Source organism: Litchfieldella qijiaojingensis, assembly GCF_014651875.1.
GTDB classification, from domain to species: domain Bacteria; phylum Pseudomonadota; class Gammaproteobacteria; order Pseudomonadales; family Halomonadaceae; genus Litchfieldella; species Litchfieldella qijiaojingensis.
In genome coordinates this window covers 32483-48133 of the sequence record NZ_BMXS01000010.1, presented here as the reverse complement: position 1 = coordinate 48133, position 15651 = coordinate 32483, and the positions used below count along the sequence as shown (strand labels likewise).

General features: G+C 63.1%; 16 protein-coding genes. 9 read left to right on the top strand and 7 right to left on the bottom strand.

Translation table 11 applies throughout. The features are described 5' to 3' along the window. Positions 1 to 16: 16 nt before the first annotated feature. The 9 genes from fabV to IE093_RS10950 all read left to right on the top strand — a co-directional run bounded on the left by fabV (position 17) and on the right by IE093_RS10950 (position 9702). A complete protein-coding gene (fabV, locus tag IE093_RS10990; RefSeq protein ID WP_189469099.1) occupies positions 17 to 1216 on the top strand; it encodes an enoyl-ACP reductase FabV in 1200 nt (399 codons plus the stop codon). Positions 1217 to 1271: 55 nt separating this feature from the next. Next, positions 1272 to 1475: a hypothetical protein gene (locus IE093_RS10985; RefSeq protein ID WP_189469097.1), complete on the top strand. Its 204-nt coding sequence runs from the start codon at positions 1272 to 1274 to the stop codon at positions 1473 to 1475. Between the two features lie 307 nt (positions 1476 to 1782). Beyond that, on the top strand, positions 1783 to 2760 hold the full coding sequence (locus tag IE093_RS10980) for a GlxA family transcriptional regulator (RefSeq protein WP_189469095.1): 978 nt from the start codon (positions 1783 to 1785) through the stop codon (positions 2758 to 2760). 120 nt (positions 2761 to 2880) lie between these two features. Then, entirely contained in the window at positions 2881 to 4095 is a 1215-nt protein-coding gene (locus tag IE093_RS10975) for an aspartate aminotransferase family protein (protein ID WP_189469093.1), read from the top strand. A gap of 50 nt (positions 4096 to 4145) precedes the next feature. Further along, the gene (locus IE093_RS10970) at positions 4146 to 5210 is read left to right on the top strand and encodes an arginine N-succinyltransferase (protein WP_189469091.1); all 1065 of its coding nucleotides are present in this window, start codon (positions 4146 to 4148) and stop codon (positions 5208 to 5210) included. Next, positions 5210 to 6226, top strand: a complete 1017-nt coding sequence (astA, locus tag IE093_RS10965) for an arginine N-succinyltransferase (RefSeq protein ID WP_189469089.1) — start codon at positions 5210 to 5212, stop codon at positions 6224 to 6226. Before IE093_RS10970 ends, astA begins: the two co-directional genes overlap by 1 nt. A gap of 68 nt (positions 6227 to 6294) precedes the next feature. Then, the gene (gene astD / locus IE093_RS10960) at positions 6295 to 7764 is read left to right on the top strand and encodes a succinylglutamate-semialdehyde dehydrogenase (RefSeq protein ID WP_189469087.1); all 1470 of its coding nucleotides are present in this window, start codon (positions 6295 to 6297) and stop codon (positions 7762 to 7764) included. A gap of 8 nt (positions 7765 to 7772) precedes the next feature. Beyond that, positions 7773 to 9110: an N-succinylarginine dihydrolase gene (gene astB / locus IE093_RS10955; protein WP_189469287.1), complete on the top strand. Its 1338-nt coding sequence runs from the start codon at positions 7773 to 7775 to the stop codon at positions 9108 to 9110. 109 nt (positions 9111 to 9219) lie between these two features. Continuing rightward, positions 9220 to 9702, top strand: a complete 483-nt coding sequence (locus IE093_RS10950) for a GNAT family N-acetyltransferase (RefSeq protein WP_189469085.1) — start codon at positions 9220 to 9222, stop codon at positions 9700 to 9702. Between the two features lie 16 nt (positions 9703 to 9718). On the opposite strand, the gene IE093_RS10945 is transcribed toward IE093_RS10950, so the two are convergent. The 7 genes from IE093_RS10945 to IE093_RS10915 all read right to left on the bottom strand — a co-directional run bounded on the left by IE093_RS10945 (position 9719) and on the right by IE093_RS10915 (position 15579). Further along, positions 9719 to 10756, bottom strand: a complete 1038-nt coding sequence (locus tag IE093_RS10945) for an SPFH domain-containing protein (protein ID WP_189469083.1) — start codon at positions 10754 to 10756, stop codon at positions 9719 to 9721. 85 nt (positions 10757 to 10841) lie between these two features. Next, positions 10842 to 11384 (bottom strand): arsenate reductase ArsC, encoded by a 543-nt coding sequence (locus IE093_RS10940; RefSeq protein ID WP_189469081.1) that lies wholly within the window; start codon positions 11382 to 11384, stop codon positions 10842 to 10844. Beyond that, positions 11375 to 12418, bottom strand: a complete 1044-nt coding sequence (locus IE093_RS10935) for a methyltransferase domain-containing protein (RefSeq protein WP_189469079.1) — start codon at positions 12416 to 12418, stop codon at positions 11375 to 11377. The genes IE093_RS10940 and IE093_RS10935 overlap by 10 nt, the downstream gene beginning before the upstream one ends. Positions 12419 to 12526: 108 nt before the next feature. Next, complete coding sequence (locus IE093_RS10930; protein ID WP_189469077.1) at positions 12527 to 12985, bottom strand: NfeD family protein; 459 nt, start codon at positions 12983 to 12985, stop codon at positions 12527 to 12529. A 25-nt stretch (positions 12986 to 13010) separates the two neighbouring features. Beyond that, complete coding sequence (locus IE093_RS10925) at positions 13011 to 13229, bottom strand: hypothetical protein (RefSeq protein ID WP_189469076.1); 219 nt, start codon at positions 13227 to 13229, stop codon at positions 13011 to 13013. 185 nt (positions 13230 to 13414) lie between these two features. Further along, on the bottom strand, positions 13415 to 14806 hold the full coding sequence (locus tag IE093_RS10920) for a 3-hydroxyacyl-CoA dehydrogenase NAD-binding domain-containing protein (protein WP_189469074.1): 1392 nt from the start codon (positions 14804 to 14806) through the stop codon (positions 13415 to 13417). Positions 14807 to 14808: 2 nt separating this feature from the next. Then, positions 14809 to 15579, bottom strand: coding sequence for an enoyl-CoA hydratase-related protein (locus IE093_RS10915; protein ID WP_189469072.1), 771 nt, complete (start codon positions 15577 to 15579; stop codon positions 14809 to 14811). Between the last annotated feature and the right edge of the window lie 72 nt (positions 15580 to 15651).

Below are 15651 nucleotides of genomic sequence, written 5' to 3'. Positions count from 1 at the left end.
AATGTCGAGGTCTGTCGTGATCATCAAACCCAAGGTTCGCGGTTTCATCTGTACCACTACCCACCCCGTCGGTTGCGAGAAGAACGTGCTCGAGCAGATCGAGGCGACCCGCGCTCGTGGCCTGGACAAATCGAAGGGCCCCAAGAAGGTGTTGGTGATCGGCGCCTCCAGTGGCTATGGCCTGGCGGCGCGCATCACCGCGGCTTTCGGCTATGGCGCCGACACCCTGGGGGTGTTCTTCGAGAAACCGGCAACCGAGAAAAAGCCCGGTACCGCCGGCTGGTACAATGCCGCCGCCTTCGACAAGTTCGCCAAGGCCGACGGGCTCTACAGCAAGTCGATCAATGGCGATGCCTTCTCTCACGAAGCGCGTGACAAGGCGATCGAGCTGATCCAGCAGGACCTTGGCCAGGTCGATCTGGTGGTCTATTCGCTGGCTTCGCCGGTACGCAAGCTGCCGGATAGTGGTGAGCTGAAGCGTTCGGCGCTCAAGCCGATCGGCGAAACCTACCGGGCCACCGCCATCGATACCAACAAGGACACCATCATCGAGGCCGAGGTCGAGCCGGCGACCCAGCAGGAGATCGACGATACCGTTGCGGTGATGGGCGGCGAGGACTGGGAGCTGTGGATCGATGCCCTCGACAAGGCCGGCGTGCTGGCGCCCGGGGCCAAGTCGGTGGCCTTCAGTTACATCGGCACCGAAATCACCTGGCCGATCTACTGGCATGGCGCGCTGGGCAAGGCCAAGGAGGATCTGGACCGCGCGGCCAGCGAGATCGACAAGCGCCTCGCCGAGAAGGGCGGTAGCGCCAATGTCGCCGTGCTCAAGTCGGTGGTCACCCAGGCCAGTGCCGCCATTCCGGTGATGCCGCTCTACATCGCCATGGTCTACAAGATCATGAAGGAAAAGGGCTTCCACGAGGGCACCATCGAACAGCTCAACCGCCTGTTCGGCGAGCGGCTCTACAGCGGCCAGCCGCCGCAGACCGACGAGGCCGGTCGCCTGCGCCTGGACGACTGGGAATTGCGTGATGACGTCCAGCAGGCCTGCAAGGATCTCTGGCCCCAGGTCACCAGCGACAACCTGTTCGCGATTACCGACTATGCTGGATACAAGCACGAATTCCTCAAGCTGTTCGGCTTCGAGCGCGAGGATGTCGACTACGATGCCGATGTGGACCCTGTGGTGGAATTCGATGTCGTAACATTATAAAGAGCGCTGCACCCAGCGCTCCGACGCACTGTTACGGGAACGCCAGGAGGTGGAGATGGATACCAGGGACAGCAAGAGTCGGGAAGAGGAAAAACGGCACGTGATAGGCCAGCGGATGCCGGAAGATTACGAGCATCCAGAACCCGATGAAGAGCAACCCGAAGCCCAGAGTCCGCCTACCAGGCTGCACCGGATCTTGCCAATCATCATCGTCCTGGTTCTGGTGGCCGGCTTGGCCTTCCATTATCTGGGGCGTTGATGCCTAAGGGAAGCGCTGAATAAATCGGCGAGCAGGATGAAGCACAAGGCGCACGGAGCGCAAAAACCGGAGCCTATGGGGTATAGGTGAGGATTTTGAGCATCGCGCAACGCAGTGATTCGCCTGCGCAGGCATTTATGCAGTGTTTCCCCAAGGTTTCACTCGTCGCCGGGCCATGCCAATGGTCCGGCTTTTTCATATCCGGGTCATGATTTTCGTTGTTGCCATGGCAGTGTGGCGCAAGGCTTTCGTTTGCGGTCCTTTTGGTTAATATGGCCGCTCGTTCATGAACAGGCGTGCTGCCAAGATGCATGACTCCGCCCCCGCTCTATCGGTCGATGGCACCCCGCGTCGGGTGGGGTTCGTGCTATTGCCCGGGTTTTCGTTATTGGCCCAGGCCTGTGCCATGGAGCCGCTGGCGATCGCCAATCAGCTTGGCGGACGACGCTTGTACAGTACCTCGACGTTTGGCATCGACGGTCGTGGGGTACGCAGTGCGGCCGAGCTGTCACTGACCCCAGAGGAGTCGGTCGGGGAGGAGATCGGTACGCTGGACATGTTGCTGGTCTGCGCGCCAAGCCCCTTGCCAGCGATCGACTTGAGCGAGCTCGCACAATGGCTGAAGCGCCTGGCTGGCCGCGGCGTGACGCTGGGCGGCATCGCCGGAGGCGGCGAGGTGCTGGCGCGGGCCGGCGTGCTGGACGGCTATCGCGCCACGCTGCCATGGCAGCGCTATGATGCCGTTGCCCGCGACTATCCCCGCATCAACCTTTCGCACCAGTTGTTCGAGATCGATCGCGACCGACTGACCTGTGGCGGCGGTACCGCGGCAATGGACATGATGATGACTCTGATTGGCATGCAGCATGGTCAGCGTCTGGCCGAACGAGTTTCCGAGCACTTCGTCTGCGAGCGCATCCGCATGGCCGACGAGCCCCAGCACGTGCCGCTGCGTTCGCGGCTGGGGCATGCGCCGCAGAGCCTGATCGATGCGGTGGTGCTGATGGAAGCCAACATCGAAGAGCCGCTTACCACCCATGAACTGGCCGAACACCTGGGCATTTCCCGGCGCCAACTCGAGCGTTTGTTCAAGAAGTATCTGCAAGCGGTGCCCAGTCGGTACTATCTCGACCTGCGCTTGCAAGAGGCGCGCAAGCTGCTGCGGGAATCCGACCGGCCGGTGGGGGACATCGCCCTGATGACCGGGTTTTCCTCGGGGGCCCACTTCTCCACCGCCTATCGCAACCACTTCGGTATGACACCGCGCGAAGAACGGCTAGTCTGAGGTGCCCGACTCGTTGAGTCTAACCGCTTTTCATAATTCGCCGTCCCATTGCTGAAAGCCCTGCGTGATGGCTCCCCCTATACTCGATTGATCTATCGATCCCACCGGATGGAGAACAACATGACCCATACCCCGACCCGCAGCGATTTCGATCAGTACATGACCCCCAACTATTCACCACAGAAGGTGATCCCGGTGCGCGGCGAAGGTAGTCGCCTATGGGACCAGGATGGCCGCGAATACATCGATTTTGCTGGGGGCATCGCGGTCAATTCCCTGGGGCACTGTCATCCGGTGCTGGTCGAGGCATTGAAGAAGCAGGCCGACAAGCTGTGGCATTTGTCCAACGTCTACACCAACGAACCCGCCTTGAAGCTCGCCAAGTCGTTGGTCGAGCGTACCTTCGCCGACAAGGTGTTCATGTGCTCCTCCGGCGGCGAGGCCAACGAGGCGGCGCTCAAGCTGGCGCGCCGCTATGCTCACGATCACTTCGGCGAGTACAAGGACAAGATCATTTCCTTCCACCAGTCGTTCCATGGCCGCACCTTCTTCACCGTCAGTGTCGGCGGTCAGCCCAAGTACTCCCAAGGCTTCGGTCCGGTGCCGGGCGGCATCCTGCACGCCGAGTTCAATGATCTCGACAGCGTGCGCGAACTGGTTGGCGAGGATACCTGCGCAATCATGGTCGAGCCGATGCAGGGCGAGGGCGGCATCGTGCCGGCGACCCCCGAGTTCCTCAAGGGGCTACGCGAACTGTGCGACGAGCACCAGGCGCTGCTGATCTTTGACGAGGTGCAGACCGGCGTAGGCCGCAGCGGCAAGTTCTTTGCCTACATGCACTACGGTGTGGTCCCGGACATCCTGACCAGCGCCAAGTCTCTGGGCGGTGGCTTCCCGGTAGGCGCCATGCTGACTACCGACAAGGTGGCGCCGTCACTTGCCATCGGCACCCACGGCTCCACCTATGGCGGCAATGCCCTGGCCTCCGCCGTGGCCCTGGCGGCCATCGAGCATATCGATACTCCCGAAGTGCTCGAGGGTGTCCAGAAGCGTCATGAGCTGTTCCGCGAGCATCTGGAAAGCATCAATCGCAAGCACGGAGTGTTCCGGGAAATTCGTGGCATGGGCCTGCTGATCGGCGCCCAGATGGCGCCCGAGTACGAAGGCCGGGCCAAGGATATCCTGCCGCTGGCCATCGGCGAGGGCCTGATGGCGTTGATCGCCGGCCCCAACGTGCTGCGCATGGCGCCCTCGCTGGTGATCCCCGAGTCCGACATCCATGAGGGCATGGCACGTCTCGAGCGCGCCATTGGCAAGCTCGTCGCCCAGGCATGAACGTGGCCATGAGCGAGAGCTCCCAGGAACCGATAACGAGAGGGCAACCCATGCTGGTCGTTCGTCCCGCCCGGCCGGCGGATCTGCCGGCCCTGGAGCGCCTGGCGTCGGGCGCCACGCCACGCCTGACCAACCTGCCGGCGCATCGCGATCGCCTGGAGGAGCGCATCACCCGCTCCCAACGAGCCTTCAGTCGCGAGGTCGAGTTTCCCGGCGACGAGCACTATACCTTCGTGCTCGAGGATCGTGAGCGCGATGAAGTGGTGGGGACCGCCACCATTCGCGCCCAGGCCGGTGCCCGGGAAGCTTACTACACCTATCGCCAGGAGACGCTGATTCATGCCTCGCAACAGCTCAATGTGCGTCGCGAGGTGCAGACCTTGTCGCTGTCGCACGAGGTCTCCGAGGCGACCCTGTTGTGTGCGCTATCGCTCAATGCCCGCTACAAGGGCACCAGCGCGGAGAGTCTGCTGCGTCGTTCGCGGCTGATGTTCATCGCCCAGTATCCCGAGCGCTTTTCGGAGATCCTGGCGGTGGCTTTCCCCGGCTATCTCGACAGCGAGGGTGAATCGCCGTTCTGGAACAGCGTGGGCCGCCACTTCTTCGCGCGTGGCTACCAGGAGATGAACCACATCGCCGGCGTGCGCTCGAAGAGCTTCATTGCCGAGGTGATGCCGCAGTTCCCGCTCTACCTGCCGTTGCTCACCCCTCAGGCACGGGCCGCCATCGGTCGTGAGCACCCGGCGCACGAGCGTGCCCTGGAAGAGATGCTGGCCGAGGGCTTCACGCGCTCGCGGCATGTCGACATCTTCGACGCCGGCCCGGTAGTCAAGGTCGAGCGCGAGCGGCTGGAAACCTTCCGTCACGCTGCCTGGCATCCGGTGCGCATTCGTCCGGCGCAATCGCTGCCCGACGCCGAGCCGGCGATGGTCGCCAACCAGAAGCTCGGCGACTTCCGTTGCGTGGTGGCTCGCTATGCGCTGTCGCCGACTGGGCAACTGATGCTTTCACCCGAGCATGCCGAGATTCTCGGAGTGGAAGAGGGTCGCGCCGTGCTGGCCGCACCGCTGGCACTGCCCGCCGCTGAAGACGCACTCGACGAGGGAGAACTGTGATGCGTATTCGTCCGATTGCCCGTGGCGACCTGGATGGTCTGCAGGCCCTGGCCCAGCAGACCGGTGTCGGGTTTACCTCGCTACCTGATAACCGCGACTTCCTGGCCGGCAAGATCGAGTCCGCCGCGCGTGCCTTCGAGGAACGCACCCCGCTGGACGACCGCCTGTACTTCTTCGTGCTCGAGGATGAAGAGAACGGTGAGCTGGCTGGCTGCTGTGCCATCGTCGGGCAGGTGGGGCGTGATGTGCCGTTCTACAACTATCGGCTCGGCACCCTGGCGCACTCTTCGGTGCAGCTCGACCTGCACCGCACCATCGATACCCTGTTCCTGAGTTCGGACCACACCGGCAATGCCGAGGTCTGTTCGCTGTACCTGCGTCCCGAATATCGAAAGAGCCGCAATGGCGCCTTGCTGTCCAAGGCGCGCTGGCTATTCATGGCCCAGTTCCGCGATCGCTTCCCCGACAAGGTGCTGGCCGAGATGCGCGGGGTGTTCGACGAGAACGGCGTCAGCCCCTTCTGGGAGTGCCTGGGCAGCCATTTCTTTCCCATGGATTTCAACGAGGCGGACCGCCTCACCGGGTTGGGCCAGAAGAGCTTCATCGGCGAGCTGATGCCCAAGTTCCCGATTTACACCACCTTCCTCACCGAGGAGGCAAGGGCCTGTATCGGCCAAGTGCACGAGCAGACGCGCCCGGCGCTGGAGATGCTCAAGAAAGAGGGGCTGCGCTGGGAAGGCTATGTCGACATCTTCGATGGTGGTCCCACCGTGGAAGCCTATATCGACGATGTACGCGCAGTGCGCAACTCGCGGCTGTGCAAGGTCGAGGTGACCACCGGCGCCGAGCAGGCGGAACGCCCCAGCTGGCTGGTGGCGACCACCGACATGCTTGGTTTTCGTGCCATCTGGCTTGGTCGTGGCCCTGACGAAAACGATGTGATCACCCTGACAGAGGAGGAGGCGCGGCGGCTGGAGGTTGCTGCCGGTGATTCCCTCCGTATCTTGGAAACATAGGCGAAAAGCCCCGCTTTTCGAACCAGAGCTCGGTGCTTATGCGCTGAATGCTGAATGGGAGACACGTTATGCACGCCAAGCAACAACTACTGATCGGTGGCGCCTGGGTCGATGGCGAGGCGGAATCTTTCGCCAAGACCGACCCGGTGTCCGGCGAATCGCTATGGCAGGCTGCCGCCGCCAGTCCGCAACAGGTCGAAGCCGCGGTCGCCGCGGCTCGCGAGGCCTTTCCGGCCTGGGCACGCACACCGTTTGACAAGCGCCAGGCATTGGTGGAGCGATTCCGCGAGGTGTTGGAATCCCACCGCGAGGATCTGGCCACTGCCATCGCCCATGAAACCGGCAAGCCGCTATGGGAAGCGCGCACCGAAGTGGGGGCGATGATCGGCAAGGTGGCGATCTCGATTCGTGCTTACCATGAGCGTACCGGAGAACGCGAACGCGACGTCGGCGAGGCACGTGCCGTGTTACGCCATCGCCCGCATGGCGTGATGGCGGTATTCGGCCCCTATAACTTCCCGGGGCATCTCCCCAATGGCCACATGGTACCGGCATTGCTGGCTGGCAATACCGTGGTCTTCAAGCCTAGCGAGCAGACCCCGTTGACCGCCGACCTGACCCTGCAGTGCTGGCGCGAGGCCGGTCTCCCCGCTGGTGTGATCAACCTGGTGCAGGGCGCGGCGCAGGTGGGGCAGGCACTGGCCGGCGCCCAGGATATCGACGGTTTGCTGTTCACTGGCAGCGCCAAGGTCGGCGGCATCCTGCACCAACAGCTCGCCGGTCAGTTCGACAAGATCCTGGCGCTGGAGATGGGCGGCAACAATCCGCTGGTGGTCAAGGACGTGCCCGACGAGAATGCCACGGTCCTGACCATCCTGCAGTCGGCGTTTCTTTCCGGCGGCCAGCGCTGTACCTGCGCCCGGCGCCTGATGGTGCCCGAGGGTCAGGTTGGCGATCGTCTGATCGAGGCACTGGTGACAGCCATCGACAAACTGCGCGTGGCCGCTCAGTTCGACGAGCCTGCCCCGTTCTATGGCGGGTTGGTGAGTCCTCAAGCAGCTGATGGCCTGCTCAAGGCCCAGGACGACCTCGAGACACAGGGTGGCATCGTGCTTTCGCGCATGCGACGGCTGAAGGACGGGACCAGCCTGCTGTCGCCGGCGCTGATCGATGTCACAGGGTTGCAGGTTCCCGACGAGGAACATTTCGGCCCACTGCTCAAGGTGTACCGTTATCGTGACTGGGACGAGGCGATCGAGCTCGCCAACGATACCCGTTACGGCCTGTCCGCCGGCATGATCGGTGGAGAGCGCACCGACTGGGACGACTTCCTGCTGCGCATTCGTGCCGGCATCGTCAACTGGAACCGGCAGACTACCGGTGCTTCCGGGGATGCACCGTTCGGCGGGGTAGGCGACAGCGGCAATCATCGTCCCAGCGCCTATTACGCCGCTGACTATTGCGCCTATCCGGTGGCCTCCATGGAGACTGAGATCTTGGTGCTGCCTGATAACCTGCCGCCGGGGGTGACGCTGTGACTCAAGCGATGAATGTGCGTGAGGTCAATTTCGACGGCTTGGTGGGCCCAACCCACAACTATTCCGGATTGGCGCATGGCAACGTGGCCTCGATGAGCCATGAGGGCCTGATTTCCAACCCGAAGGAAGGGGCACTGCAGGGCCTGGCCAAGATGAAGTCGCTGCTCGATGCCGGCTTTGTCCAAGGCGTGTTGCCACCCCAGCAGCGTCCAGATCTCGGTGCCTTGCGGGCATTGGGCTTCACGGGAAGCGCGAAACAAGTGCTCGAGCGTGCCGCCCGGGAGGCACCGCAGATCCTGCGCGCGGTTTGTTCAGCGTCGAGTATGTGGACGGCCAACGCCGGCACCGTGACGCCGAGCGTCGACGCACCGGACGGCCGGGTGCACTTCACGCCGGCCAACCTGCAGTCGAGCTTCCATCGTTACCTGGAGCCGGAAACCACCGGCAGGGTCCTGGCGGCGATCTTCCGCGATGAGGCGCGCTTCGCCCACCATCCGGCACTGCCGGCCACCCCGGCGTTCTCCGACGAAGGCGCGGCCAACCACACGCGGCTGTGCGCCGACCATGGTGAGCCCGGCGCACACCTGTTCGTTTATGGCCGCCAGGCCTTTGGCGGCGAGGTCGAGCCGAAGCGATACCCGGCCCGCCAGACGCTCGAGGCGAGTCAGGCGATTGCCCGCCAGCACGGCTTGAGTCCAGCGCAGACGGTGTTCGCTCAGCAGCATCCGGACGCCATCGATGCCGGCGTGTTCCACAACGATGTGATCGCAGTGGGCAACGGCCCGGTGCTGCTCTATCACGAGATGGCTTTCCTCGACGAACAGAAGACGCTCGACGAACTGCGCAAGAAGATGGCAACGCCACTGATTCCGGTGCGGGTGCCGATCGAGGCGGTGAGTCTCGACGATGCCGTGGCGTCCTATCTGTTCAACTCGCAACTGCTTTCCAAGCCCGACGGCTCCATGACCCTGGTGGTGCCCGGCGAGTGCGAGGAGAACGAGGACGTCTGGCGCACCATCCAGGATCTGCTACTGGCCGGCCCTAACCCGATCAACGAGGTGCTGGTCAAGGACGTCAAGCAGAGCATGCGCAATGGCGGTGGCCCCGCCTGCCTGCGCCTGCGGGTGGCGCTCAGTGCAGCCGAGCGTGATGCGCTCTCCGGCCGGGTACTGCTCGACGACGCGCTGTATGGCGAACTCACCGCCTGGGTCGAGCGTCACTATCGCGACCGCCTGGCGCCGGAAGACCTTGCCGATCCCCAACTCGCCGAGGAAACACTCACCGCGCTGGACGAGCTGACCCGCATCCTGGGAATCGGCTCGGTGTACCCGTTCCAGTTGGGGTGAGGCAGCCACCCACTAGTACCACGCGTCGGCCCGCCAGGATGGCGGGCCGACGCGTTTCTATTTACCGTATGCATTCACGGCGATGGACGCTATCGGGAGTAATCAGAGGATGGAAAATATATCGATCGTACGCTTGAGTGCCGACTCGCCTCACGCGACGACCGTGGCAGGGTGGACCTACGCCGAGTGGGGGTATCTACATCCCGAAGAATCGGCTGAGGCGTATTGCGAGGCTTTCGTCGCTCAGTGCGGCGAAGGTGGCGTGCCCTCGGTATTCGTGGCCATGCATGGCGAGGCCCCGGTGGGGACGGCGAGTCTGGTGGTCGACGACATGAGTGTGCGCCCTGAACTGACCCCCTGGCTGGCCTCGGTGTTTGTACTGCCCGCGTGGCGAGGACGAGGAATCGCTTCACGCCTCGTGCAGCGAGTCGAACACGAGGCGCGGGAGTGGGGCATCGAGCGTTGCTACCTGTTCACGCCGGACCAGCAGGCGCTCTATCGTCGACTCGGTTGGCGGGATCACGAGTCGCTGAGCTATCGCGGCGAAGAGGTGACCATCATGACTCGTGCCTTGACCATCGGTCCGGCCTGAGCGGCCGGGCCATGGCTCAGCTCCCCGAGGCTGCTGCGCCGACGACCCCGCCACGTAGACCGTCGCGCTTGAGATGCTGCGACACCACGTCTTCCGGTGAGCCGGCCATCTCGCGGAACATACCCATAGAGCCGAGCAGGGCGGAGGATTCGTAGGGTACGAAGATTCGCTCGCCATCCTGGGCCATGGTCGGCAGGGCTTTGATGTAGCTCTGGCCCAGCAGGTAGCCGACCACGGTGCGCTTGTTCTCCTCGCTGTCGCCGATGGCATTCAGTACCAGCTTGATCGATTCCTGCTCGCCCTGGGCGCGCAGAATGGCGGATTCCTTGTCGCCCTGGGCGTTGAGGATCGCCGACTCGCGCTGGCCTTGGGCCTTGGCGATGGCGGCGGCCTTCTCGCCCTCGGCCTCGGTCACCGTGGCGCGGCGCTTGCGCTCGGCGGCCATCTGCAACCGCATGGCGGTTTCCACTTCCTCAGGCATGGCGATGTCCTGTACCTCGACCCGCGAGATCTTGACGCCCCACTTGGAGGCGGGCTCCTCCATGGCGGCCTGGATCTCGTTGTTGACCTCGGCGCGCGACTCGAACAGCTTGTCGAGCTCCATCTTGCCGACCACCGAGCGCAGGGTGGTCTTGGCCAGTACCTCCACCGCCTGACTCATGTTCTCGACTTCGTAGACGGCACGCCTGGGATCGATGATCTGATAATAGAGAGCACCGTTGATCGTCACGGTGACGTTGTCGGTGGTCACCACCGGTTGTCCTGGAAAATCCATCACCGTCTCGCGACGGTCGATACGAGTTTCGTCGCTGGTGAGCGGATGGAATTCCTCGCCCAGCTTCTTGTAACGAATCATGCTGATGGCTCGCGGCTGTTCGATGAACGGGATGATGATGTTGATGCCACTCTCCAGCACCCGGCTGAATGAGCCGAGCCGCTCGATCACCATCACTTCCGACTGGCGCACGATCACCAGCCCCTTGACGATGATCACGATACCGAGAACGACGATGATCAGGGCGAGGATCAGGCCCGGGCTGACGGGAAGTTCCATGTTCAGTGCTCCTTATGCGAATGCGATGTCAGCGTGACGATGGCGGTGGTGCTATCGAAGGCCGTGACGATGACCGATATCGCGGTCACGGGCAAGATGCGTACGACTCAGCCATCGCCTCCATGGCTCGTACAACCTGCTTGCGGTCCATCTCGCCCAGCGGTAGTTGCACCAGGGCGGTGATGCGTCGATGCAGTTCTTCGAAGCAGGCGGCAAAGGCCGCGCGGATCTGCTCCTCGCTGCCGGTGGCGGCGGCGGGATCGGGCAATCCCCAGTGTACCCTTGCCGGATTGCCGGAAAAGTGTGGACAACTTTCCGTGGCGGCGTTGTTGCACACGATGATCACGATATCCAGGCTCGGTGCTCGCGGTCCGGCAAACGCGTCCCAGCTTTTACTGTGCACCAGCGCCGCGTCCTCGAGTCGGGCGATCTGTTCCAGGGCATAGGGATTGACTCGACCCGTGGGCCGGCTGCCCGCACTGTGGGCGTGAATCCATGGCCCCGCGCAATGATTGAACAGGGCCTCGGCCATGATGCTGCGGGCGGAGTTGCCGGTACACAACACCAGCACTTCGAGAGGCTTGATGATCTGCCCCGATGCGTCAGTGGGTGCCTGGGTTAGCAGCATGAGGCACTCTCCTGGGTGGCTGTTGGTGCCAGATCGAAGGGCAGCCCGCCGCCACAACCTTCGAACAGGCCGTAGTGACGACTGAAGTCGCCGAGGAAATCGAAATGAGCGGCCAAACGGCTCTCCTGAAGCATGCGCCAAGTATTGCCGCATACCGGGAACACGCGCCCGGTTTCAATCCGGTGGTGCTTGTCCAGTACAAAGACATGCGGACAGTGGGGAATCGTGCCCCGGTAGACCACGGCCTGGCCGTAGTCCTCGCAATCACGTTCCAGGCCGTCGAGGTTGAATAACCGATAAGTGGCCGAGAAAAAGCGCAGATTGCCCAGCTTGGGATGCAATGCCGGGTCGGTAATCGCCAGGGGGCGGTCGGTCACCAGGCGCGGGTCGATAAACCCCTGTCGTTTGGCCAACTGCAGGAAGTCGTTCCAGTAGAGGGCACCTCCCAGACACTCGCCGTAGAGCACCGGATCATCGCGCACCGTCTCGGGTACGCGTCGGTCGGCGTAGACATCGGAAAAATAGAATTCGCCACCGGGCTTGAGCAGGCGTTGCACGCCGGCCAGGACCGCCGCCTTGTCCGGCGACAGATTGACCACGCAGTTGGAGATGATCACATCGAAGCTGTGGGGCTCCAGCCCCAATTGATCCAGCTGCTCGATATAGCCCTTGAGAAAGCGCACATTGTCGTAACCAAAGGCCTCGCGGTGGTACTCCCGGTGGGCTTCGGCCACCGCCAGTTGCTCGTCGGTCATGTCCACGCCGACCACTTCGCCCTCGGGGCCCACCAGTTGCGCCAGGAGGTAGACGTCGCGTCCACTACCGGACCCAAGATCCAGTACCCGGCAGCCGTCCAGCAACTCTGGACATACCAGACCGCAGCCGTAGTAGCGCGACAAGACGTCGGGATGGATGTTCGCCAGCAGCGGCTTGAGCCACTCCGGCATCTGCGAGCTGTCACAGCAGGCCGAGGTCTTCAAGTCCGCCGAGCTTTGCAACTGGCGGCCATAGTAGTCTTGTACGGTGTCGTGCATGGTGTTCTCTTCTGCGCCATGAATGAATGGGTGTGATGGCTCATCCAAGTAAGTCGCGTGAAGGACGGGATGTCTTACAGACCGTCCCGATCCTGGGGCGCTGCCATGTCAATTATAAGTTCTGGACGGCAATGTCACGATGGCGGTGGTGCCATCGAACTCCTGGAAGATGACCTGGGTATCGGCTGGCAGCTCGGTCTCCCCGCTCTCGGCGACGCGCAAGCGGTAGAAATCGCCATTGATCTTGATGCCGCTGGCACCATCGTAATCGCGTTTAAGGGTGCGATGCTCACGGCCCTTCTCTACGCCGGTGCCGGTAGTGCCATATTCCACGCCGCGGGGCGAGAAGTGCGGCCGAATTACCTTGATGGTCAGCGGAACCAGCAGCCCCGAGAAGACGCCCATACCCAGCAGTTGCCAGGCAGGCGTAGCTCCCATGAAAGCCAGCAGGGCAGTCAAGGCAGCGGCGACAGCCAGAGCCAGTAGCACCAGCGCGCCGGAGGTCAGTTCCGCCAGTCCCAGCAACAGGGCAACGGCAAGCCACGTATGGGCCAGGGTCCAGTCCATGCGGTCTCCGTGTCGAAGGAAGGGGTTAGCGCTTGGGCAGCTCGGTCTGTTGGCGAACCTCGCCGTTCTTGTCACGGATGGTGCCGGGACGATACTGGGCGTTGTTGCCATCGGTGTCTTGCGGGACACCCCACACGGTCTCACGACTGCCGTCGGGATAGGTATTGACGGTGCAACCCGTTATCGCGATGGCCAGCAATGCCGAGGCAGATAGCGCAAAGAAAAGACGTTGGGGGTGCGGCATCGATACATTCCTGTCGGCTGAGTCACTTAGCGCGATGATGTCAGGAAAATGCCGCTTTGCCCATGGAGACTCAATGCGACTTGTTGGCTATCGAAGCTTGCTCGCTCTCGCGTGGCGCCTCCGCTGCCTTGGGAGGTGGCAGGAGGGCGGGAAACTCCTCGGCCGTCAGCGTTTCGGAGGGGCGATCAGGAAGTGGGCTGCGCGTAGCGTCCGGAAGTGTCTTCCTCGGCGGCACGTCCGAGTGTGGTGCGAATGCGTTCGACACCCAGCCGCTTGAGGATCTCCCATGGGCCAAGCGCGAAATTCAGTCCCAGGCGCATGGCGGTGTCCATGTCATCGGCACTGGCGATGCCTTCGTCCAGCGCGAAGCGGGCCTCGTTGACCAGCATGGCGGCGACACGCAGCACGATCAGTCCCGGCCGGTCGGCGACTTCGATCAAGCGAACGCCCTGGGCGGCGGCGGCTTCTACCAGCCGCTCGTGAGCAATGGCATCGAGCCCGTGGCTGGCGAAGGCTAGAGTCGCCGACCGATCGTTTGGCCATGGGCGTAGCAGGGTATCGAAGACGATGACGGCTTGGCCTCGCCCAGCGGCAAGTTCGGCGGCAGTGCGTCCATCACTGACCCGGCACCGCTGTGCTAAATCGTCAGGTAGATGCGCGATCACTTCCTCTACCGAGGTGACCCCAGCCGGTGCGAGAGGGAAGGGGTCTTCATCGTGGCCATCGTCGTAGCGGTAAAAGCCCACGCCGCCCTTGCGGCCCAGTTCGTCTGCCGCGACCTTGTCGGCCACCAGCGGCGAGGGCCGGAAGCGGGGGTGGCGGTCGAAAGCCCGCCAGACGGTCTCAGTGGCACGCAAGTTGATATCGAGGCCCACCAAGTCGATCAGCTCGAACGGGCCGAGCGGAAAGCCACCGCCACTCTTCAGGCAGGCGTCGATGGTGGCCACCGAGGCGGCCCCGTGTTCCAGCAGCCACAGCGCCTCACCATAGAAGGGCCGCGCGCAGCGGTTGACGATGAAGCCGGGACTGTCGCTGACAGCGACGGGTGTCTTGCCCAAAGAGCGGGCGAAGTCGTGCAGCGTCTGCAGCGTGGTCTTTGTCGTGGCATCAGTGCTGACGACCTCGACCAGTTTCATCGCAGTGGGTGGGTTGAAGAAATGCAGGCCGGCAAAGCGCTGAGGGGTATGCAACTCGGCGGCGATCTCGCCGACCGATAGTGAGGAGGTGTTGGTACACAGCAGGACATCGGCGCGGCACAGCCCTTCCAGTTCGGCGAACAGGGTGCGCTTGATGGCGATATTCTCGACGATCGCCTCCACCACCAGGTCGGCCTCGGCAAGTTCCACGAGCGAGTTGGCCACGCTCACGCGGGCAAGTGCCGCGTCGGCGTCCTCGGGCGTCATTCGCCCCTTGGTGACCCGTTTGTCCAGCGCCTGAACGATCCGCTGTCGCGTCTTCTCGGCGGCGCCGTCCTGCACATCGTAAAGCCAGGTGGTGTAACCATACTGGGCACAGAGCTGGGTGATGCCTTGACCCATGGTGCCGGCACCGATGATGGCAATGTTGGCGATCGGCATGATCATTTTCCGCTGAAAGAGGGTGGGCGCTTGTCACGGAAGGCGGCGATGCCCTCCGCCTTGTCGTCGGTGGAGAGCAGTAACTCGAAGGAGCGTCGCCCCAGTTCGAAGGCAGCCTGCTGCGAGGTTTCGGTGACCGCCAGCACCGCCTGCTTGGCGAGGCGCTGGGCCAGCGGCGGCCCCTCTGCGAGCCGCTCCGCGGTGGCCAATGCCGTGTCCAGGGCTTCGCCGTGGCCACAGCATTGCGAGGCCAGTCCCCAGTCGTAGGCCTGGCCACCACTTATCCGTTCGCCAGTGAGTACCAGGTGCATGGTACGCGCCTTGCCCAGGGTGATGGCCAGGCGCTGCAGGCCGCCGGCGCCGGGAATCAACCCCAATCGAATCTCTGGTTGCCCGAGTTGGGCATCATTGGCGACCACCAGCAGATCGGCGCACAGCGCCAGCTCACAGCCACCGCCCAGGCAGTAGCCCTCCACGGCAGCGATCAAGGGTTTGGGGAAGCGCTGTATGCGTTGCCAGTGGCCTAGGCGAGGGTCGCCTGGGCCGTCGCTGGCGGATCGTTCGGCTAACTCATCGATATCGGCCCCCGCAGCGAAGTGACTATCCGCACCGTGGACCACCACGCAGCGTACCGTCTCGTCTTGCGCCGCTCGGTCGAGGGCACTGGCCAGCGCCCCGAGCAAGTCGGTGTTGAGTGCGTTGCGCACCGTGGGCCGGTTGAGGGTAAGACGAACCACCCCTGCATCGTGTCGGCTTTCGAGTAGATCGGTCATGAGGCACCTCGGTGCCGGGTTGATTGAGGAGGTATATGTCTTGAGCGTATTGTGCAACGTCAAATACTTCAA

Excerpts from the sequence above, each read along its gene's own strand:
- IE093_RS10985 (WP_189469097.1), top strand. The coding sequence starts at position 1,272 with ATGGATACCAGGGACAGCAAGAGTCGGGAAGAGGAAAAACGGCACGTG.
- IE093_RS10980 (WP_189469095.1), top strand. The coding sequence starts at position 1,783 with ATGCATGACTCCGCCCCCGCTCTATCGGTCGATGGCACCCCGCGTCGG.
- IE093_RS10975 (WP_189469093.1), top strand. The coding sequence starts at position 2,881 with ATGACCCATACCCCGACCCGCAGCGATTTCGATCAGTACATGACCCCC.
- IE093_RS10970 (WP_189469091.1), top strand. The coding sequence starts at position 4,146 with ATGCTGGTCGTTCGTCCCGCCCGGCCGGCGGATCTGCCGGCCCTGGAG.
- astA (WP_189469089.1), top strand. The coding sequence starts at position 5,210 with ATGCGTATTCGTCCGATTGCCCGTGGCGACCTGGATGGTCTGCAGGCC.
- astD (WP_189469087.1), top strand. The coding sequence starts at position 6,295 with ATGCACGCCAAGCAACAACTACTGATCGGTGGCGCCTGGGTCGATGGC.
- astB (WP_189469287.1), top strand. The coding sequence starts at position 7,773 with ATGAATGTGCGTGAGGTCAATTTCGACGGCTTGGTGGGCCCAACCCAC.
- IE093_RS10950 (WP_189469085.1), top strand. The coding sequence starts at position 9,220 with ATGGAAAATATATCGATCGTACGCTTGAGTGCCGACTCGCCTCACGCG.
- IE093_RS10945 (WP_189469083.1), bottom strand. The coding sequence starts at position 10,756 with ATGGAACTTCCCGTCAGCCCGGGCCTGATCCTCGCCCTGATCATCGTC.
- IE093_RS10940 (WP_189469081.1), bottom strand. The coding sequence starts at position 11,384 with ATGCTGCTAACCCAGGCACCCACTGACGCATCGGGGCAGATCATCAAG.
- IE093_RS10935 (WP_189469079.1), bottom strand. The coding sequence starts at position 12,418 with ATGCACGACACCGTACAAGACTACTATGGCCGCCAGTTGCAAAGCTCG.
- IE093_RS10930 (WP_189469077.1), bottom strand. The coding sequence starts at position 12,985 with ATGGACTGGACCCTGGCCCATACGTGGCTTGCCGTTGCCCTGTTGCTG.
- IE093_RS10925 (WP_189469076.1), bottom strand. The coding sequence starts at position 13,229 with ATGCCGCACCCCCAACGTCTTTTCTTTGCGCTATCTGCCTCGGCATTG.
- IE093_RS10920 (WP_189469074.1), bottom strand. The coding sequence starts at position 14,806 with ATGCCGATCGCCAACATTGCCATCATCGGTGCCGGCACCATGGGTCAA.
- IE093_RS10915 (WP_189469072.1), bottom strand. The coding sequence starts at position 15,579 with ATGACCGATCTACTCGAAAGCCGACACGATGCAGGGGTGGTTCGTCTT.